Genomic DNA, 20,310 nt, shown 5'->3' on the forward strand with positions numbered 1-20,310 from the left:
ACGGAACGGAAAGACATGAAAGATCGGGCTTCCACGCTATCCAGACGGGTTCTCCTCCTGGGTATGCTGTCATCGACCCTCACGGCCTGTTCCACCCTCTCTCCCGCCGGCATCACGAGCATCACGCCCAGCACCGCCCGGCGCCCCATGGGGCTGCCGAGCGAAGAGGAACTGGCGACACGCTATGCCGGCCTGGAGGATGGCGGTTACACGTTGCCCGCCGTTCCCTATCAACAGATCGACCCGAAATTCTATCGCCAGCGGGTAATGAACATGACGGGCGAGCCGGCAGGCACCGTCGTGGTCGATACCGGCTCGAAGTTTCTCTATGTCGTGGAGCCCGGCGGCACGGCCATGCGATACGGGGTGGGGCTCGGCCGGGCCGGCTTTGCCTGGGAAGGCGAAGGGGTCGTCCAGTGGCGCCAGAAATGGCCACACTGGAAGCCGCCGGCCGAAATGATCGCGCGCCAGCCCGAGCTGGCAAAATTCTCCGTCGAAAACGGCGGACAGCCGCCCGGACCGAACAACGCGCTCGGCGCCCGCGCCCTCTACATCTTCCAGAATGGCGAAGACACGCTCTACCGCCTGCACGGCACCCGCGAGTGGAGCTCCATCGGTAAGTCCGTCTCCTCCGGCTGCGTACGGCTGATCAATCAGGATGTCATCGACCTCTATACCCGGGTGCCCTCGAAGGCGCGCATCGTCGTGCGCTGAAGCCCGGCGATAGGGCAGAGCGCATACCCTTGCGAGCCCATCTCATTTATGCGAATGATTTGCAATAGCATTCGCAACTATTGGATCGGATCATGGATACGCGTCGGGAAGGTTGGCTGCATGCGGGCGGGGAGGTCTCCCTGTCCGACGTTCATCGCTCTATCCCGGTCAGAAAGGATGCATCGACGCTCCGGCGTGCGTTTGCGTTTTTCGGACCAGGGTATCTCGTCGCCGTCGGCTACATGGACCCGGGCAACTGGGCGACCTCGCTCGCCGGCGGATCGCGCTTCGGCTACACGCTGCTTGTCGTGGCCCTTGTGTCCAACATCATGGCGATCGTACTGCAATCGCTGTGCGCGCGACTGGCGATCGCCTCGGGACGCGACCTGGCGCAGGGATGCCGCGACGCCTTTTCCCGCCCCGTGGCGATCGGCCTCTGGCTTCTGGCGGAAATCGCCATCATCGCCACCGATATTGCCGAGGTCATCGGCACGGCGATCGGCCTCAACCTGATCTTCGGCATCCCGCTGGAACTCGGCGTCGTCATCACCGCGCTGGACGTGTTCCTGATCCTCTACCTGCAGCGCCTCGGCTTCCGCTGGCTCGAAGCCTTCGTCATCGTCCTGCTCGGCGTCATCGCCGTGTGCTTCGCCATCCAGATCGGCCTTGCGGATCCCGACTGGGGCGAGGTCATCCGCGGCTTCGCGCCGACGACCGAGATCGTCACCAATCCCGACATGCTCTACCTCGCGCTGGGCATTCTGGGAGCGACCGTCATGCCGCACAATCTTTATCTGCATTCCGGGATCGTCCAGACGCGCGCCTATGGCGAGACGCTTGCCGAGCGGCGCGAGGCGCTGAAGTTCGCGACGATCGATTCCACCGTGGCGCTGATGTTCGCGCTCCTGGTGAATGCCTCCATCCTGATCCTTGCCGCCGCGGCCTTTCACGTGACAGGCCGGACGGACATCGCCGAACTCGGCGAGGCGCACAATCTTCTGGCACCGCTTCTCGGCATCGCCCTCGCCCCCACGCTCTTCGGCGTGGCACTCCTGTGCTGCGGCATCAACTCGACGGTGACCGCGACACTGGCGGGGCAGGTGGTCATGGAAGGGTTCCTGCGCATGCGCCTGGCCCCCTGGTTACGACGGTTGATCACGCGGGGGATCGCCATCATTCCGGCCGCCGGCGTGACCATCGCCTATGGCGACAGCGGGACGGCGCAGCTTCTCATCCTCACGCAGGTCGTCCTCAGCCTACAGCTTTCCTTCGCCGTATTTCCGCTCGTGATGTTCACCGCCGATCGCCGGAAAATGGGAGCACTCGTCGCACCACGCTGGTTGACGGCGCTCGCGCTCCTGATCGCGGTTGTCATCGCCGGGTTGAACGTCAAAATGCTGGTCGATTTCGTCCTTTAGGGTGACGGCGACCATGCCTTGCGATGGGACTCACTTGACCTGCCCCTTGATTTCGGTGCGCAGGTCGATGGCCTTGTAGAATGCCGGATTGATGCGAAGCGCCTGCTCCAGATCCGATAGCGCCTGGGCGAGATCGTTCTTCTTCAAGAAGATTGCGGCGCGGCCATAATAGGTCTCCTCGTCCGCCTGTTTCATCGTGATAGCCGTGTCGAAGTCGGTGATCGCCTCGTCATATCGGCCAAGATCGAAAAGCACGATGCCGCGATTGTGCCGGGCGTTTCTATGCTTCGGGTCCAGTTTCAGCGCCAACTCGAGGTCGGCAAAGGCTTCCTTCAGCTTGCCGTCACGGCGATAAGCCTCCGCGCGGTTGTTGTAGGCGTCGGCATTGTCGGGATTGAGGGAAAGGGCCGCATCGAGATCCGCATAGGCCCGTTCGAATTCGCCGAGGCGATGGAGGACGAAGCCGCGTGCCGACAGCGCCTTGTCGTCCCTCGGATTGATCGCCAGTACTTTGTCGAAACTCGCCACGGCCAGCTTGGCCTCGCCGGTCTCCGCCTGGGCGACACCGAGATTGCGCAGGGAATCGATACGAGTTGGATCGAGTTCGAGGGCGCGCTTGAAATCGGCGAGCGCCGATGCGTAATCCCGCTTCCGCAGATAGGCGACCCCGCGCATATCGTAGTAGGCCGGCTGCTTGTCATCGAAACGAATGGCCTCGCCGAGATCCGCAATGCCGGCATCGACCTCCCCCATCTCGATACGGGTAGAGCCACGGCTCTGGAAACTCTCGGCCCGCTTCGGCTCGATCAGCAGTGCCCGGTCGTAATCGGCGATGGCGCACGCAAAATCGCCCTTCATCGCATGGGCGGAACCACGCGAATTGTAGGAGTTGGCCGTCGGCTTGCGCAGGATCGCCTCGTTGAAATCGGCAATGGCCTTGTCGAGCGCGCCGGTCCGCACATGGGCAACGCCGCGGTTCTGGTAAGTGTCCGCCCGGTTGGGGTCGATCCGCAACGCTTCATCGAAATCGGCGATCGCCTTCGGAAAGTCACCGAGAAACAGATAGGCCATGCCGCGATTGTGACGCGCAGTCTCGCTGGCGGGGAGCAGCGACACGACCGCGTCAAAATCGGCGACCGCCCGATCGGGCTGGCCCATCCTGAGATGCAGCTGGCCGCGCTCATTGAAGGCAACGGCGTTCTTTGGGTCGAGACGAATGGAGCGGTCGAGGTCCTCCAGCGACTGGCCGGAGGCCGTCGCACCGGCGTTCTGTTGCGCCTGCACGACCGTTGGCGAAAGAGCGATACAGATGGCGATCGCACCGACGAGAGCTTTCATGCCGACACCTCCGTTTACGGCAAGTCACGCGGATCACCAGCCGCCCCACCTGACGATCCGAACGGAAGGTAGGACAGGGTATGCCGTTTCGCCATAGCAGGCGGGCAACGGTGCAGCAGTAAAATCCGGTAGGGCATTTGCGGTACAGGGATACATGGACGCAGAAAGAGCGCCGCCTGTTTGCAGGCGGCGCTAGGGTTCCGGACTGTACCAAGGGCGCCCTTCGACCCTCCGCAGTATCGGCCCCGGCCATCATGGGTTCCCCCTGTCCGGCTGGGGCGTTCGACCTCACATTTCGAAGTCGCCGCCATCCTCATCCTCGGCGGGCTCCTCCGCGGCAGCGGGTTGGGCTGCCTGTGCCTCATCGCCACCGAACATGCCCATGATGGCATTGCCGAGCAGGACGCCGCCGGCGACGCCCATGGCCGTCTGCGCGGCGCCGGCTAGAAAGCCGCCGCCGGCACGGCCCTGCATCGGCATTGCACCGGCATTCTGACCCCAGGGGGATTGCTGCGGCGCGGCGGGGCGCATGGCGGCCGGCTGCGGCCGCGCATTTCCGCCGAAAAGGCCGGACAGGAGCCCACCACGCTGCGCCGGGCTGTTGACAGCCTGATATTCAAGCTCCTCGATCCGCCGCTGTGCGGCTTCCAGCGCCTGCTCCTGCACGACGATCGTCTGGGCCATGAAGTAGGGCGCGCCGGGCTGCTGGCCCACCCTGTCCTGAATGAAGCGATCGGCGTCGGCGTCGCGGGGGCCGGCCTGGCGTTCGACAGCGGCGAGTTTGCTGAACAGGCCTTCGATAGCCTGCTGGTCGTTGCGGTCCATTATGTGATCCTTTCGATGCGCATCTGTGCTTGGCGGACAGAATGACGCCTGCCCGTCATGTCGCCATCGGCCGGAAGGCTTCAAACCTGCCCGGCACAAGGCTCCATGTGCGCGGTATACGAACGGACCCTGCCGGCGCTTCCGGACTTCACGAAAAGTTCAAGGGGTCAGGACGTGCCGGCGTCAAACCGGCACGCCTTTGGCAACGGGCCTTAGTGGCTCGCGCCGGATCCCCCGGCAGCGACGATCGCGAAGGGTTGTCCTTCGACGGCAATGGTGCGGGTCTCCTTCAGCGTCTCGGAATCGACAAGCCGCACAAGGCTCTTGCGTGGATCAGTGATGGCAATGTGGTCCCCGGCGACCGCAAGACGCGGGCGCGGATCACGCCAATGCCCATCCTTGCTGTAGGGCTCGGTGACGGTTTCGGACCTGGTGATCACACCATCCACGACGTCGAGAAGGTGAAGCCTGCCGTCCTCGGTCAGGATGTAGCCGTTCCGCGGCTTGGCCGGATCAAGGGTGAAATCGACCCGCCGAAGCGGCAGCTCGACTAGACGGTAGGGCTGCTTGGCATCGGCGTCGATGAGGACAACCTTGTCGTCGCCGTAGTTGCCCAGGAAGAACTGCATGGACGTGCCGCCGAGCAGGGTCGAGACCTTGCCTTCCGGCAGCGTGTCGCCATAGGCGAGCATATCGAGTTTCGGGCCATCCATGCCACCCGGGCGGGCAACGAGCACGCCTTCCGCGCAGCCGAAAGCCACCAGGCGTGCCGAGGTCGCCTCACCGTGCAATCCCGTGCAGGTCGCGACGTCGCCCACCTGCTTGCCATCCCCGTCCAGCACGCGAAGGCCAAGGCGGGGCGGCAACTCCCCCTCCTTCACCGACGCTTCCATGTTCGGCACGGAAACGAGCAGATGATTGCCCATCGGCACCGCAACACCATGGTGTGCTGCTGTCGTGTCGTAGGGCTTCAGGTCCGCCTTGCCCTCCAGCAGCGCACTTTCCCTGACGAAATCGAACTTGCCCCCGCGGTCGTAGAAGATCGCGAGATCGTCGCCATGCGCCACCACATGGCCGGGCTTCTCGCCGCTGATCGTCGTCGAAAGGAGTTTGGGCTCCTTGATCTCGATGTCCCGGTGTTCGCCATGGTCAGAAAGCGCAATGCCGGTGTCTATAACCTGAACCATGTTCTGATCGCCCTGTACGGCAAAGACGGTGCGCCCTGTCGCACTTAGCGAAAGCGCCGCATAACCCTTGAGGTCAAAGCGGCCGATTTCCTTGTCGGAGCCCAGATCGATGGCGCGAACCACGGGCTGGGTATGGTCGGCGACAAACAGCCGCCAGGTCTCGCGCTGCTCCTCATCCGCATGGGCGGCGTAGGGAAGGGCGAGGGTCGCAAGGATGGTGGTGGCGAGAAAGGCGCCGGAACTGGAGCGGGACATAAGGCCTCCTATTAATGTAATAACGTAACGTAGTTTTGTTATAGCGTAACATCGCCTGTGTCCAGCGTTCCGTGGCTCTTCCTGTTGGAGAACGGCAGGGAAGCCCTTGCCTGTCCGATGACTGCCTGAAAGCGCTGGCAGGCGCTACGTGGTCGCCAGATGCTCCAGCAGCTTTCGGGCGACGGGATCGAGCGCTCGGGACTGATGAACGCACAACAGCAGGCGACGCGTTGCCCAGGGTGCGCTCAGCCGGACGCAGCGGATCGGCAGGGTGCGCCGGCAGCGCCGGGCCGCAACGTCCGGAAGAATGCCGACGCCGGCGCCGGCAGCCACAAGGCGGCAGATCCCCTCGAAGGTTCGCAGACGGATGCGCATGCGGAGCTTCTGCCCGATCCGAAGGGCCTGCTGATCGATATGGTCCTGCAGTGCACCGGCAAAGCCGATATGGGTCTCGCCGAGCATGTCCGGAAAGGCGATCTGTTTGTGCGTTGCCAGTGGGTGGTCCTGCGGCAGCACCGCGACGAGGCGGTCCACGGCGAAAGGAAATGTCGAAAGCGGACCGGCATCGACGGCATCGGAGACGATGCCGATCTCGGCCAGCCCCCGTGCCACCGCAACCACGGTGTCCCGACTTGGCCGTTCGGAAAGGTCGATATCCACCCGGGGATGGGCCGCAAGCCACGGGGCGAGGCGTTCTGGCAGGAACTCCGTGATCGCGGCCGTGTTGGCGAGAACCCGGATCATCGCCCTCAGCCCGCGCGCATGCTCGGACATGTCCGCATGCATGGTGCCGACCTGGTGCAGCACGAGACGGGCGTGGTGCGCCAGCGTTTCCCCGGCACGGGTCGGCGTCACACCGCGGCGGCCGCGTTCAAGAAGCAGCACCCCGCCCGAGGCTTCCATATCCCGCAGCCGCTCGCTTGCCGCTGCGACCGAAAGGTTTGCGGCAAGGGCGCCGTGCGTGATGCTGCCGGCCTCGACGATGGCCAGGAAGAGGCGAAGATCGGCTAGGTCAAAGCGCATGTCCGAAGCGTAACACGGATTGTGTCTTCGGAAAAACCGGAGGCTGGCGCTGGACCTTCCGGCTTGCGCACCAGGCATGCCCGGCACTAGCTCTCCACATGGACAAGACCGAAATCATCATCGTCACCGGGACCTTCTTCCTTGCCGGCATCGTCAAGGGCGTCACCGGCATGGGCCTGCCAACCGTCGCGATGGGCGTGCTGGGCGCCTTCATCTCGCCGTTGAGCGCCGCAGCCCTGCTGCTCGTCCCGTCCTTCGTCACCAATCTCTGGCAACTGCTCGCCGGCCCCGGTTTCACGGCCGTCCTTCGCTCCTTGTGGCCGATGATGGCGATGCTTGTCATCGGAACGTTCCTTGGCGCCGGCCTGCTTGCCGGCGGCGACACCAACCGGTCCACCGCAGTGCTCGGCCTCACCCTCGTGGCCTATGTCCTCTATTCCCTTTGCGCCGGGCCAAAACACGTGCCGCGGTCGTGGCAGGCCGTCGCCTCGCCGCTCGTCGGCCTTGCGACCGGCATCCTGACGGGCGCGACCGGCGTGTTCGTCATACCGGCGGTGCCTTACCTCCAGTCCCTGGGCCTCGGCAGAGACGCGCTGGTCCAGGCGCTCGGCCTTTCCTTCACCGTCTCGACGATTGCCCTTGCCCTCGCGCTCGGTCTGCACGGTGCGCTGCCGGCCGGTAGCCTGCTGCCTTCGCTCCTCGCCGTCGCGCCCGCCCTGGCCGGCATGGGGATAGGACAGAGAATCCGGCGGCACATCCACCCGGCAACCTTCCGCCGGGGTTTCCTTGTCTGCCTGCTTTTGCTGGGTTGCGAGATGGCACTCCGGCCATTCCGGTGACGAGGCCTCTTTCTACCGCGCTTGTGGCGGCACGATGTGGCGACGGTTGATGCTTGCCGGGCGCCCCTTGATGGACAGGGTGGTGTCGCGCTTTTCGCGCTCGGCAACAACCTTGCCCTTCGAGACGACGCAGAGTCGCTCGGCACGCAGGCGCACTGCCTCGATGGGATTGCCCGCATCGAGCACGACAAGGCTTGCCGATTTGCCGACGGCGAGGCCGAGGTGATCGAGGCCCATGATCTCGGCATTGACCCGCGTCACCATGTCGAAGCAGGCGCGCATGTCCACGGGCGACGACATCTGGGCGACGTGCAGTCCCATGAAGGCGACATCCAGCATGTCGGCAGTGCCGAGCGAATACCAGGGGTCGAGCACGCAGTCCTGGCCCCAGCCGACTCGGATGCCGGCCTTCAACATCTCCGGCACGCGCGTCATGCCGCGACGCTTCGGGTAGGTGTCATGCCGGCCCTGCAACATGATGTTGATGAGCGGGTTGGGAATCGCCGACACACCCGCCTCGGCGATCAGCGGCAGCAGCTTCGAAACGTAGTAATTGTCCATCGAGTGCATCGAGGTGAGATGCGAGCCGGCCACCCGGCCCTGCAGGCCGAGGCGCTGGGTCTCGTAGGCGAGCTGCTCGATGTGGCGGGAGAGCGGATCGTCGGTCTCGTCACAATGCAGGTCGACCATCAGGCCGCGCTCGGCCGCGATCGCGCAGAGGTCGGTGACCGACCGCGTACCGTCCGCCATGGTGCGCTCGAAATGCGGGATTCCGCCGACGACATCGACGCCCATGTCGAGGGCGCGAATGGTGTTTTCACGCGCGTTGGGCGCACGGTAGAGACCGTCCTGCGGGAAGGCGACGAGCTGGAGGTCGATATAGGGCGCAATCTCACGCTTGACCTCGAGCAGGGCTTCCACGGCCAGCAGACGGTCGTCGCAGGTATCGACATGGGTGCGGATGGCGAGCAGGCCCATGGACACCGCCCAGTCGCTATAGGCAAGCGCACGCTCCTTGACGGCCTCGTGGGTCAGCAGCGGCTTGAGCTCCCCCCAGAGCGCAATGCCTTCGAGCAGCGTGCCCGAGGCGTTGATGCGCGGCAGCCCGTAGGAGAGCGTCGCATCCATATGGAAATGCGGATCGACAAAGGGTTGGCTGACGAGATTGCCCGACGCATCAACGACACGGCCGGCTTCGGCGTCGATACGTGGCTCGATTGCGGCGATCACCTCGCCCTTGATGCCGATATCGGCGACGGTTCCATCGGGTAGCGTGCCACCCTTGACGATCAGGTCGAAGCTCATCTTTCGCCTTTCTGGTATGGGATCATCAAAGCCTTGGGATAGGTGGCGCGGCGCGCCACCAGGATCAGCGCCAGGATCGACAGTGCATAGGGCATCATCAGGAAGACCTGGTAGGGCACGATGCCGCCCGATATCTGCTGCAGGCGGATCTGATAGGCGTCGAAGGCGGCAAACAGGATGGCGCCGACCAGCGCCTTGCCCGGCCGCCAGGAGCCGAAGACGACAAGCGCGATGCAGATCCAGCCACGGCCGTTGATCATCTCGAAGAAGAACGAGTTGAACGCCGACATGGTCAGGAAGGCGCCGCCGACCGCCATCAGCGCGCTGCCGGCGACGACGGCACCCATGCGGATGCCGGTGACCGAAATACCCTGCGCCTCCACGGCCGACGGGTTTTCTCCAGCCGCGCGCACGGCAAGGCCGACAGGCGTGCGATAGAGAACCCAGGTGACGAGCACGACCGCGAGGAAGGCGAGATAGGTCAGCGGTGTCTGCGTGAATAGCGCCTCGCCGAGCACGGGGATGTTCGACAGGCCGGGGATCGCCAGCGGCTGGAACGGCTCGATCTTCGGCGGCGAGGTCACCTCCGGCAATACGAGGCGATAGGTGAAATAGGTCAAGCTGGTCGCCAGCAGCGTGACGCCGATGCCGACGACATGCTGCGACAGGCCGAGCGGCACGGTGAGCGTGGCATGCAGCAGACCGAACAGCGCGCCGGCAAGGGCCGCCACAAGCACGCCGGCCCACAGGTCGCCGCCGCTATAGACCGTGAACCAGCCGGCGAAAGCGCCGACAGTCATGATGCCTTCGATACCGAGATTGAGCACACCGGCGCGTTCGCAGATCAGTTCGCCCATGGTCGCGAAGATCAGCGGCGATGCGATGCGCACGACGGCGACCCAGAAGGAGGCGGTGAAGAGGATTTCAAGCGCGTCCATCATCACCTCCACCTGATCCTGTACCGTGTCAGAAGGATCGCCACCACCATCGTCAACAGCGAGGTGGCCACCATGACATCGGCGATGTAGCTCGGCACCTTGGCGGCGCGGCTCATCGCATCGGCACCGACGAAGATGCCGGCAACGAAGATCGCCGAGGCGACGACGCCGAGCGGATTGAGCATCGCCAGCATGGCGACGACGATGCCGGTATAGCCATAGCCCGCCGACAGATCGAGCGTCAGGTTGCCCTTGAGCCCGGACACCTCGGAAAAGCCCGCAAGTGCAGCCAGCCCGCCGGAGAGCAAGGCCGTCTTCATCAGCACAAGGTTGACCGGAATGCCGACGAAACACGCGCCTTCGGGATTGTGGCCGACGGCGCGCATCTCGTAGCCGAGCTTGGTCTTCGTCGTGATGACCCACACCACGACGGCCGCGATGATTGCGATGACGAAGCCGAGATGCAGACGCTTGCCCTGGATGAGGCGCGGCAGCTGCGCCTCCGCGATGACCTTCTGGGACTGTGGCCAGCCCAGCCCCATTGGGTCTTTCAGCACGCCTTCCAGCAGCATCGACACGAAGAGCAGGACGATGAAGTTCAAAAGCAACGTGGTGACCACCTCGTCGACGCCGAAGCGCGTCTTCAGTACGGCCGGGCCGAGCAGCAGCAGCGCACCGGCCGCCATCGCCGCCGCCATGAGCACCGGAATCAGGATGACCGACGGCAGGGGCAGGGCGCCGGTTCCCAGCACCACGGTGACCACGCCGCCAATATAGAGCTGCGCTTCAGCGCCGATGTTCCAGAGCTTGGCGCGGAAGGCGACGGCGACGGCAAGGCCTGTGAAGATCAGCGGCGTCGCGCGCGTCAGGGTTTCCAGCAGCGCGAATTGCGAGCCGGCTGCGCCCCGCGCGACCAGGTAGAAAACCGAGAGCGGCGACGCGCCAGCCGCCAGAACCAGAAGAGAGACCAGCAGCAGCGTGGCGAGGATGGCCGCCAGCGGGAACAGCAGGGTGACCGCCAGCGTCGGCGCGGGTTTCGGCTCAAGCCGCATCGCTGCGCTCCCCGCTGTGGCCGGCCATCAGCTCCCCGAGCTCACGAATGCTGCGCTCGCCGCGGGCGGAGGGTGTCGACAGGCGCCCCTTGGACATGACGATGATGCGATCGGACAAGGCCAGGATTTCCTCGAGATCTTCCGAAATCAGCAGGACGGCCGCGCCGCGTTCCCGCGCCGCGAGCAGCATGCTGTGGACATAGGCGACGGCGCCGACATCAAGGCCGCGCGTCGGCTGGCTGGCCAGGATGACAGCGGGTTCCGGATCGAGCGCTCGGCCCAGGATGAGCTTCTGCATGTTGCCACCCGACAACAGGCGTATGCGCGCCTCAGGCGAGGGACACTTCACATCGTAGTCGGCGATGATCTTCTCGGCGAAGCGACGGGCGGCCTTCCAGTCGAGAAACCCCATGCGGCTGAAGCGCGCACTGCCGTAGCGCTCGGCGATCACATTCTCGGTGACGCTCATGTCGCCGATGGTGCCGACCGCATGGCGGTCTTCCGGGATACGCGCCACGCCATGGTCGAGCGCGACGCGCGGCGACCAGCCGGCCACGTCCTGCCCGGCGACGGAAATGCGGCCGCCGGTCGCGCGCTGGGTGCCGGCGATGAGCGCTGCAAGGGCCGCCTGGCCATTGCCGGAAACGCCGGCAAGGCCGGTGATCTCGCCGGCCCTCAGGGCAAGCGATATGTCGTCGAGCGCAGCCCCGTTGTAGAGCGTGGTGGAGACGCGTTCGAGCACCAGCAGCGGCGCCCCGACATTGGCCGGGCTGACCTCCGCCGGCTTCACCTCCTGGCCGACCATGAGGGCCGCCAGCGCCTTGCGATCGGTCGATGCCGTTTCGCGTTCGCCGACAAGCTGGCCCGCGCGCAGCACCAGCACACGATCGCTGACGGCCATCACTTCATGCAGCTTGTGGGAGATGAAGATGATCGACAAGCCCCTGGCGACGAGCAGCTTCAAGGTTCGAAACAGCGCATCGGTTTCGGCCGGGGTCAAGACGGCGGTCGGCTCGTCGAGGATCAGGATACGGGCGTCGCGATAGAGCGCCTTGAGGATTTCGACACGCTGGCGCTCGCCAACCGAAAGCGTGGAGACGGTGGCTGCAGGATCGACGGCAAGGCCGAAATCGGCGGAGAGCTGCGCAATGCGTGTCCGCGCCAGCGCCCTGTCGAGCCGCGCCCGCCAGAGGCTTTGTGTGCCCAGTGCGATGTTCTCCTGCACCGTCATATTGTCGGCAAGGGTGAAATGCTGGTGCACCATTCCGATGCCGGCATCCAGCGCAGCGCGCGGATCACCCGGCGGCAGCGGTTCGCCAAAGGCCTCGACGGTTCCAGCGTCGGCGACATAGTGGCCGAAGAGAATGTTCATCAGCGTCGTCTTGCCGGCACCGTTCTCGCCGAGCAGCGCGATGACCTCGCCACGCTTCAGATCGAAGGAAATGCCGTCATTGGCCCGGAGGGAACCGAAACGCTTGCTGATGCCGGAAAGACGGAGGACGGGTGTATCGGACACGTTGGTAACCGGGCGCGGGTTTTAAGGGCTGTTCTGCTCACAGGGAGGCGTGATGGCGGCAAGGGAAAACATCCTCTGCCGCCAGCCATGTCGCCCCGCGATCGTCAGAACGCGGAACGCTAGCTCGGTTTCGGCTCTGCGTCGTTGATCTCGACGGTGAACGAACCGTCCTTGATCGCCTTTTCCTTCTCGGCGATCTTCGCCTTCACGTCGTCGGGAACCTTGGCATCGAAGGTGCCGAGCGGCGCGAGCGAACAGCCGCCGTTCTTCATGAAGGAGTAGACGCCGTAGTCGTCCGCCTTGAAGGCGCCGGCCTTCACTTCCGCGATCGCCTTGTCCAGCGTCGGTTCGAAATGCCACAGCGCGGAGGCGACCACGGTCTCCGGATAGTCCGCCTGGGTATCGATGACATTGCCGATGGCGAGGACCTTTTTTTCCTTGGCCGCGTCGGACACGCCGAAACGCTCCGCATAGAGCAGGTCCGCTCCGCCATCGATCTGGGCGAAGGCGGTCTCCTTGGCCTTGGGTGGATCGAACCACGAGCCGATGAACGCGATCTGGAACTTGGTATCCGGGGCCACCTCTTTCACGCCCGCCATGAAGGCGTTCATCAGGCGGTTGACCTCGGGGATCGGATAGCCGCCGACCATGCCGATGTTCTTCGACTTGGTCATCGCGCCGGCAACAAGACCGGAGAGGTAGGAAGCGTCCTGGATGTAGTTGTCGAAAACCGAGAAGTTCGGCACGGCGGCATCGGGCTTGAAGCTGGAGCCCATCAGGAAGGCGACGTCCGGATAATCCTTGGCGACGGCACGGGCGGCATCCTCCACGCCGAAGACCTCTCCCAGGATCAGCTTGTGGCCGGCTTCGCAATATTCGCGCATGACGCGCTCATAATCGTTGTTGGCGGTATTCTCCGAATAGACATATTCGATGTCCCCGCGCTCCTTGGCGGCATTGGCCGCCTTGTGGATGCGGCTGACCCACTGCTGCTCGACCGGAACGGTATAGATGGCCGCGACCTTGAGCGGATCGGCGGCGAACACGCGGCCCGGCAGGCCTGCGGCCGCAACCGCCGCGGACGCACCGGCGACCTTGATCAGGGTTCGTCTGGAAATGCCGAAATTGAATGGATTGCGATGCATTCGATTCCCCTTTGGCTTATCGCGCAATTCATTGAAAAGCGTCTTTTTTTACCACTTGGTCAACATAGGTGAAATCTCTCGCTGCGGCAATTGGGCGCGGCTGAAAGTTCACGGCATGCGGCCTGGCGCACCCGTCAGTGCCCCGGCACGACACCGGGTTTCGCTTCAGCAAGATTGCCGCCTTGTCCGAACGGCACCACCAGCCCGGAGCGTTGCTCGCCGGACTGCCGAATATGCGGTAATGCTGATGATGGTGTGCTTACTTACCGACGAAGGTCGGCCTGCGCTTCTCGACGAAGGCGGCCATGCCTTCCTTCTGGTCCGCCGTTGCGAACAGCGCATGGAAAAGCCGCCGCTCGAAGGCGATCCCGTCACGCAGGCCTGTTTCGAGCGCACGGTCCACCGCCTCGCGGGCGGCCATCGCCGCCGCCTTTCCATAGGTGGCGATCGTCTCGGCCGCGGCGAGCGTCTCCTCCATCAGCCTGTCAGACGCGATCACCCGGGAAACGAGGCCCGCCCGTTCCGCCTCCACCGCGTCCATCATCCGGCCGGTGAGGATGAGATCCATCGCCTTCGCCTTGCCGACGAGCCTCGTCAGCCGCTGTGTTCCGCCCATGCCGGGGATCACGCCAAGCTTGATCTCCGGCTGGCCGAACACGGCCGTATCGGCGGCAAAAATCATATCGCACATCATGGCCAGCTCGCAGCCGCCGCCGAGCGCATAACCGGAGACCGCAGCAATTTTCGGCGTGCGCAGCGCAGCGAACCGTTCCCAGGCGGCAAAAAAGTCCTCGCTGTACATCTCGGCGAAGGACTTGTCGGCCATCTCCTTGATATCGGCACCCGCGGCAAAGGCCTTTTCCGAGCCGCGGATAACGAAACAGCCGACGCCGGGGTCGCGATCGAGCGCGGCAAGATCATCGGCGAGTGCAAGCATGATTTCGGAATTCAGCGCGTTGCGAGCCGCCGGCCGGTTCAGCGTTACGATGACGACGCGGCCCTGCCGTTCGACGATAACAGGTTGCTCCACCCCAGCCACTCCCTCGATGATCGATGCCATGTCCGCTACCTTGTCCCCGTCTCGTCCCGCAACATGTTGATGATGGCGGAAAAATCCTTGCCGCCGAACCCTTCGTCGGCAAATCTCTGATAGAGCGCCGCCGCCGTGGCGCCGAGTGGTGTCATCGCGCCGGCATCTGTTGCTGCTGCCTGCGAGAGCTTCAGATCCTTCAGCATCAGCGCCGCGGCAAAGCCAGGTTCGTAGTCACGATTGGCCGGCGAGCCGGGGACGGGCCCGGGCACCGGGCAATAGGTCGTCAGCGACCAGCATTGGCCCGAGGAGACAGAGGCGACGTCGAACAGCGCCTGGTGCGTGAGACCGAGCTGCTCGCCGAGCACGAAGGCCTCGCCCACGGCGATCATGCTGATGCCGAGGATCATGTTGTTGCAGATTTTCGCCGCCTGGCCGGCGGAGGCGCCACCGCAGTGGATGATCTTCTTGCCCATCGCCTCGAACACCGTTTTCGCGCCGGCAAAGACCGCCGCATCCCCGCCCACCATGAAGGTGAGCGTGCCGGCTGCAGCCCCGCCGGTGCCGCCGGAAACGGGTGCATCGAGCGCCGGGCAACCATGTGTCTCGGCGAGCGCGTGGGCCTTGCGGGCGCTGTCCATGTCGATGGTAGAGCAGTCGATGAGCAACGTGCCCGAGGGCACGATGGCAACCAGCTCCTGCCAGACGGAAAGCACATGCGCACCCGCCGGCAGCATGGTGATCACGATGCCTGCGCCGGAAACGGCCTCCGCAACCGAGGCGACGGTCGATATCCCATTTTCCCGGGCGAGCTCCAGCGAGGCGGCCGTCAGGTCGAAACCGCGCACATTGTGGCCGGCTTTCACGAGGTTTGCGGCCATCGGGCCGCCCATATGGCCAAGACCGATGAAGGCGATAGGGCTCATAGGCGTTCTCCTTTCCCTGCATCCACAACGAAGAGCGGCTTTGCCGACGGTTCGAAGAAGGCGGCGACATGCTCGGCAGTGACGTCATCCAATCGCGCCGGGCGCCACTGCGGATTGCGGTCCTTGTCAATGACGGCGGCCCGGACACCCTCATAGAAATCATGACTGCGCAGAACGGCCGCCGTGGCGGCGAACTCCCGTTCGAGGCAGGCTTCAAGCGACGGCGCCTGCCTCCCGAGACGGAGCAGGCGAAGTGTCACCTTCAGGCTGAGCGGTGATTTCGTCCGCAAAACGCCGAGCGTCTTTTCCGCAAAAGCCGATCCATCCTGCGCCAGCGCCTTCAGGATGTCCTCGATCGTATCGAAGGCAAAAAGCCGATCGATCAGGGGCTGCTGCGCCACCACGTCCGCCGGCGGCGGCGTTTGCGCGAAGGCGGCAATCGTTACCGGCACATCGGGCTGGCGGGAGAGCGCTTCGGCCAGCTCCGGCAGGCGGTCCGAGGGAACGTAGCTGTCGGCGAGGCCGAAGGCGATGGCGTCGGCGGCGGCCAGCGGCTCGCCGGTCAATCCGGCATAGGTGCCGAGCTCGTTCTTCCCACGTGTGAGAAACCACGACGCGCCGACATCCGGGAAGAAGCCGATGCCCGTCTCGGGCATGGCGAAGCGGGTGCGCTCGGTGACGATGCGGTGGCTGGCATAGACGGAAACACCGACCCCGCCGCCCATGACGATGCCGTCCATGAAGGCGACGAAGGGTTTTTGCAGCCGGTTCAGGCGGGCGTTCAGGCGATATTCCTCGCGCCAGAAATCGACGGGCTCCGGGGAACCGGCCTTGCCGCCCTCATAGATCATGCGGATGTCGCCGCCGGCGCACAGCCCGCGCTCGCCCTCGCCGGTGAGAAGCACGGCGGTGACCTCGGGATCGGCTTCGAAGGTGTCCAGCGCCCTGTCGATGTCGCGGATCATCGGGAGGGTCAGGCTGTTGAGCGCCTTCGGCCGATTGAGCCGGATGCGGCCGAGCGCGCCGGTGCGGTCGATCAGGGTTTGCGGCTCAGATGTGGAGGGCATGGCCGAGGGCTTTCAATGCGGCTTCCTGCAAGCCTTCGCTGCGCGTCGGGTGGGCGTGGATGGTGCCGGCGATGTCCTCCAGCCGCGCGCCCATTTCGAGCGCCAGCGAGAAGGCGCTGGAAAGCTCGGAAACGCCCGCGCCGACCGCCTGAAGGCCGAGCAGCAGGTTGGTGTCCGCCCGCGCCACGGCGCGCACGAAACCGTCCTCCGACTGGGTGGTCATGGCGCGGCCGTTGGCGTTGAACGGGAAGAGGCCGACGCGGATGTCGTAGCCCTGCGCGCGGGCCTCGTCGGGCGAAAGGCCGGCGGTGACGATTTCCGGATCGGTGAAGCAGACGGCGGGGATGGCGCGTTTGTCCCAGGCGCGCTTGCGGCCGGCGACGATCTCCGCGACCATCTCGCCCTGCGCCATGGCGCGATGCGCCAGCATCGGCTCGCCGGTGACGTCGCCGATCGCATAAACGCCGCGCATGGAGGTGCGGCAGCGCTCGTCGATGCGGATGAAGCGGCCGGCGCGGTCGAGATCGAGGTCTTCGAGGCCCCAGCCCTCCGTGCGCGGCTTGCGGCCGACGGTGACCAGAACCTTGTCCGCTGCAATCTGTTTTTCCGCGCCGGATGCGGTTTCGATCACCAGCGCCTCGCCGGAAAAACCTTTCGCCTTGACGCCGGTCAGCACGCTGACGCCGAGATCGGCGAGACGCTTTGCGACCGGCTTGACGAGTTCGGCGTCATATTGCGGCAGGATCTGCGGCATGGCCTCGACCACCGTCACCTCCGCGCCCAGCTTGGCGAAGGCCGTGCCGAGTTCGAGGCCGATATAGCCGCCGCCGACCACGGCGAGTTTTTGCGGCACGCTTTGCAGCGACAATACCTCGGTGGAGGTGAGGATCGCGCCGCCGAAGGGCAGCGCCGGCAACTCGACCGGCTCGGAGCCGGTGGCGATCACCACCGTCTCGGCGCGGATAAGCTGGGTGCCGGTCTCGGTCTCCACCTCGACGGTCTTGCCGTCGCGGAACCGCGCCTCGCCATGCACGATCTTCACCTTGGCCTTGCGCAAGAGGCCGAGCACGCCGCTGTTCAGCCGGCCGACGATGCCGTCCTTCCAGCGGACGGTCTGGGCGAGGTCCAGCTTCGGCGCTTCGACCGTGATACCGAGCGCGTTGGGGGCCGTCATATGGCGCACCTTGTCGAATTCCTCCGCCGCATGGATCAGCGCCTTGGAGGGGATGCAGCCGACATTGAGGCAGGTGCCGCCGGCCTTGGCCTTTTCGACGATGACCGTATCGAGGCCGAGCTGGCCGGCGCGGATGGCGCAGATATAGCCGCCGGGGCCTGCGCCGATGACAAGAAGCTTGCAGACGATCTCTTTCATGTCATCAGCCTTCGATGAAGATCAGGGCGGGGGTTTCGAGCAGGGCCTTGATGCGCTGGACGAACACCGCCGCATCCCAGCCGTCGACGATGCGGTGGTCGAAACTCGACGACAGGTTCATCATCTTGCGCGGAATGAACTGCACGCCGTCCCAGACCGGCCGGGTCAGGATCTTGTTGACGCCGACGATCGCCACTTCCGGGTGGTTGATGATCGGCGTCGTGACGATGCCGCCGAGCGCGCCGAGCGAGGTGATGGTGATGGTCGAGCCGGACAGTTCCTCCCGCGCGGCCGTGCCGTTGCGGGCGGCGTCGGCGAGGCGCGTCAATTCGGCGGCGCTGTCCCAGATCGTCCGCGCCTCGGCATGGCGCACGACGGGAACCGTCAGGCCGGCGGGCGTCTGCGTGGCGATGCCGATATGGACGGCGCTGTGGCGGGTGACGATGCCGGCGTCGTCGTCGAAGGTGGCGTTGACGCCCGGCTGTTCGCCCAGCGTCTTGACCAGCGCCCGCATCAGGAAGGGCAGGATGGTCAGTTTTTGCTGGTCGGGCTTGCGGCCGGCGTTCATCGTCGCGCGCAGGTCTTCGAGGTCGGTGACATCCACCTCCTCGACATAGGTGATGTGGGGGATGCGGGCGCTGGCAAGCCGCATCTTTTCCGCGATGCGGCGGCGCAGGCCGGTGACTTTTATTTCTTCCGTCGCAGTCTTGCGGGCAAGGCCGGCCGGCGCGGCGACGGGCTGTGCGCCGCGCGCAATAAACTGGTCGAGGTCGTCATGGGTGATGCGGCCGGCCGGGCCGGTGGCCGATACCTGCCGCAGATCGACGCCGGCCTCCTGTGCGCGCAGCCGCACGGCGGGCGAGGCGAGCGGTCTTGTCTCCGCCGTCGAGGTCTTCCCCTTCTCCCCGGCGGGGAGAAGGTGGCCCCCCCGGGTCTTGCCGGAGGCGAGCCCGAGGACAGGCTCCGGGCCGGATGAGGGGGGCGACTGGCTCGGTGCGGGGGAAGATACCCCCTCATCCGCCCTTCGGGCACCTTCTCCCCGCTGGGGAGAAGGGAGAGGCTGCCGCGCCTCTTCCGTTACGGTCTCAGCTTCGCCCTCGCCCGCAACTTCGATGCGCAGCAGCGGCGCTTTCACAGCCACCGTGTCGCCGATCTCTGCGCCGAGCCACAGCACGGTGCCATTGACCGGCGAGGGAATCTCCACCGTCGCCTTGTCGGTCATCACGGCGGCGAGCACCATGTCCTCGCGCACCGGATCGCCCGGCTTGACGTGCCATTCGACCAGTTCGGCCTCGGCCACGCCCTCGCCCACATCGGGCATCTTGATGACGAATTCGCCCATCCCTCAGCCCTCCATCACTTCTTTGAGCGCCCGGCCGACACGGGCCGGTCCCGGAAAATAGTCCCATTCCTGCGCATGCGGATAGGGCGTGTCCCAGCCCGTCACGCGCACCACCGGCGCTTCGAGGCTGTAAAAGCAGTGTTCCTGAATCAAGGAGACGACCTCCGCGCCAAAACCGGAGGTCAGCGTCGCCTCGTGCACGACGACGCAACGGCCGGTCTTCTTCACCGATTGCACGATGGTGTCGAGATCGAGCGGCAGCAGGCTGCGCAGGTCGATCACCTCGGCGTCGATCCCCGTCTCCTCGGCCGCGGCAAGCGCCACATGCACCATCGTGCCATAGGCGACGACGGTGACCGCGCCGCCCGTCCGGCGGATCTCCGCCTTGCCGATAGGGATGGTGTAGTGCCCCTCCGGCACCTCGCCGAGATCGTGCTTCGACCAAGGGGTGACCGGCTTTTCATGATGGCCGTCGAAGGGGCCGTTGTAGAGGCGCTTGGGTTCGAGAAACATCACCGGGTCCGGGTCCTCGATGGCGGCGATCAAGAGGCCCTTGGCGTCGTAGGGATTGGAGGGCACGACCACCTTCAGCCCGCAGACATGGGTGAAAAGCGCTTCCGGGCTCTGGCTGTGCGTCTGCCCGCCAAAGATGCCGCCGCCGGTCGGCATGCGCACCACGATGGGGCAGGTGAAATCGCCGTTGGAGCGATAGCGGATGCGCGCCGCCTCCTGGGTGATCTGGTCATAGGCCGGGTACATGTAGTCGGCGAACTGGATCTCGACGCAGGGCTTTAACCCATAGGCGGCCATGCCGATGGCCGTGCCGAGGATGCCGGATTCGTTGATCGGCGCGTCGAAGCAGCGCGTCTTGCCGTATTTCGCCTGCAAGCCCTGCGTCGCGCGAAAAACGCCGCCGAAATAGCCGACATCCTCGCCGAAGACGACCACGTCGTCGTCGCGTCCCATCGAGACGTCCATGGCGCTGCGCACGGCCTCGATCATCGTCATTCTTGCCATG

Annotated in this window: 17 protein-coding genes and 2 pseudogenes; 3 read left to right on the forward strand and 16 right to left on the reverse strand. The window is 65.1% G+C overall.

Features of this window, described 5'->3' with window-relative positions; genetic code table 11:
- Window positions 1-63: 63 nt before the first annotated feature.
- Window positions 64-714, forward strand: a complete 651-nt coding sequence (locus EXZ48_RS22160) for a L,D-transpeptidase (protein WP_245462286.1) — start codon at window positions 64-66, stop codon at window positions 712-714.
- A 92-nt stretch (window positions 715-806) separates the two neighbouring features.
- Window positions 807-2,132, forward strand: a complete 1,326-nt coding sequence (locus EXZ48_RS22165; RefSeq protein ID WP_130518310.1) for an Nramp family divalent metal transporter — start codon at window positions 807-809, stop codon at window positions 2,130-2,132.
- A gap of 30 nt (window positions 2,133-2,162) precedes the next feature.
- Here EXZ48_RS22165 and EXZ48_RS22170 read toward each other — a convergent pair whose 3' ends face one another.
- The 4 genes from EXZ48_RS22170 to EXZ48_RS22185 all read right to left on the reverse strand — a co-directional run bounded on the left by EXZ48_RS22170 (window position 2,163) and on the right by EXZ48_RS22185 (window position 6,760).
- Window positions 2,163-3,470 carry a tetratricopeptide repeat protein gene (locus tag EXZ48_RS22170; protein ID WP_130518312.1) on the reverse strand — a complete coding sequence of 436 codons (1,308 nt, stop codon included), beginning with the start codon at window positions 3,468-3,470 and terminating at the stop codon, window positions 2,163-2,165.
- Window positions 3,471-3,758: 288 nt separating this feature from the next.
- A complete protein-coding gene (locus EXZ48_RS22175) occupies window positions 3,759-4,295 on the reverse strand; it encodes a DUF2076 domain-containing protein (protein ID WP_050745074.1) in 537 nt (178 codons plus the stop codon).
- A gap of 212 nt (window positions 4,296-4,507) precedes the next feature.
- Window positions 4,508-5,737, reverse strand: a complete 1,230-nt coding sequence (aztD, locus tag EXZ48_RS22180) for a zinc metallochaperone AztD (RefSeq protein ID WP_130518314.1) — start codon at window positions 5,735-5,737, stop codon at window positions 4,508-4,510.
- Between the two features lie 144 nt (window positions 5,738-5,881).
- On the reverse strand, window positions 5,882-6,760 hold the full coding sequence (locus EXZ48_RS22185) for a LysR family transcriptional regulator (RefSeq protein ID WP_130518316.1): 879 nt from the start codon (window positions 6,758-6,760) through the stop codon (window positions 5,882-5,884).
- A gap of 98 nt (window positions 6,761-6,858) precedes the next feature.
- Between EXZ48_RS22185 and EXZ48_RS22190 the strand changes: the two genes are divergently transcribed.
- A complete protein-coding gene (locus tag EXZ48_RS22190; RefSeq protein ID WP_130518318.1) occupies window positions 6,859-7,599 on the forward strand; it encodes a sulfite exporter TauE/SafE family protein in 741 nt (246 codons plus the stop codon).
- Window positions 7,600-7,611: 12 nt separating this feature from the next.
- On the opposite strand, the gene EXZ48_RS22195 is transcribed toward EXZ48_RS22190, so the two are convergent.
- The 12 genes and pseudogenes from EXZ48_RS22195 to EXZ48_RS22245 all read right to left on the reverse strand — a co-directional run bounded on the left by EXZ48_RS22195 (window position 7,612) and on the right by EXZ48_RS22245 (window position 20,309).
- A complete protein-coding gene (locus tag EXZ48_RS22195; RefSeq protein WP_130518320.1) occupies window positions 7,612-8,904 on the reverse strand; it encodes an amidohydrolase family protein in 1,293 nt (430 codons plus the stop codon).
- Window positions 8,901-9,842 (reverse strand): ABC transporter permease, encoded by a 942-nt coding sequence (locus EXZ48_RS22200; protein WP_024270625.1) that lies wholly within the window; start codon window positions 9,840-9,842, stop codon window positions 8,901-8,903. Before EXZ48_RS22200 ends, EXZ48_RS22195 begins: the two co-directional genes overlap by 4 nt.
- 2 nt (window positions 9,843-9,844) lie before the next feature.
- On the reverse strand, window positions 9,845-10,894 hold the full coding sequence (locus tag EXZ48_RS22205; protein WP_130518322.1) for an ABC transporter permease: 1,050 nt from the start codon (window positions 10,892-10,894) through the stop codon (window positions 9,845-9,847).
- Complete coding sequence (locus tag EXZ48_RS22210; protein ID WP_130518324.1) at window positions 10,884-12,410, reverse strand: ABC transporter ATP-binding protein; 1,527 nt, start codon at window positions 12,408-12,410, stop codon at window positions 10,884-10,886. Before EXZ48_RS22210 ends, EXZ48_RS22205 begins: the two co-directional genes overlap by 11 nt.
- Window positions 12,411-12,529: 119 nt before the next feature.
- A complete protein-coding gene (locus EXZ48_RS22215) occupies window positions 12,530-13,555 on the reverse strand; it encodes a BMP family protein (protein WP_130518326.1) in 1,026 nt (341 codons plus the stop codon).
- A gap of 259 nt (window positions 13,556-13,814) precedes the next feature.
- Window positions 13,815-14,615 carry an enoyl-CoA hydratase gene (locus EXZ48_RS22220; protein WP_023516857.1) on the reverse strand — a complete coding sequence of 267 codons (801 nt, stop codon included), beginning with the start codon at window positions 14,613-14,615 and terminating at the stop codon, window positions 13,815-13,817.
- Between the two features lie 5 nt (window positions 14,616-14,620).
- Window positions 14,621-15,511, reverse strand: a complete 891-nt coding sequence (mmsB, locus tag EXZ48_RS22225) for a 3-hydroxyisobutyrate dehydrogenase (protein WP_130518328.1) — start codon at window positions 15,509-15,511, stop codon at window positions 14,621-14,623.
- The gene (locus tag EXZ48_RS22230) at window positions 15,508-16,578 is read right to left on the reverse strand and encodes an enoyl-CoA hydratase/isomerase family protein (protein ID WP_130518330.1); all 1,071 of its coding nucleotides are present in this window, start codon (window positions 16,576-16,578) and stop codon (window positions 15,508-15,510) included. Before EXZ48_RS22230 ends, mmsB begins: the two co-directional genes overlap by 4 nt.
- Window positions 16,562-17,950, reverse strand: coding sequence for a dihydrolipoyl dehydrogenase (gene lpdA, locus EXZ48_RS22235; protein WP_130518332.1), 1,389 nt, complete (start codon window positions 17,948-17,950; stop codon window positions 16,562-16,564). Before lpdA ends, EXZ48_RS22230 begins: the two co-directional genes overlap by 17 nt.
- 4 nt (window positions 17,951-17,954) lie before the next feature.
- Window positions 17,955-18,824 (reverse strand): annotated as a pseudogene (locus EXZ48_RS22240) (dihydrolipoamide acetyltransferase family protein); the annotation flags it as partial.
- Between the two features lie 176 nt (window positions 18,825-19,000).
- A pseudogene (locus tag EXZ48_RS35940) lies at window positions 19,001-19,292 on the reverse strand (biotin/lipoyl-containing protein); the annotation flags it as partial.
- 3 nt (window positions 19,293-19,295) lie between these two features.
- Window positions 19,296-20,309, reverse strand: a complete 1,014-nt coding sequence (locus EXZ48_RS22245) for an alpha-ketoacid dehydrogenase subunit beta (protein ID WP_130518336.1) — start codon at window positions 20,307-20,309, stop codon at window positions 19,296-19,298.
- Window position 20,310 lies beyond the last annotated feature (1 nt).

It is taken from the genome of Shinella sp. JR1-6, assembly GCF_004284735.1.
Classification (GTDB): Bacteria; Pseudomonadota; Alphaproteobacteria; order Rhizobiales; family Rhizobiaceae; genus Shinella.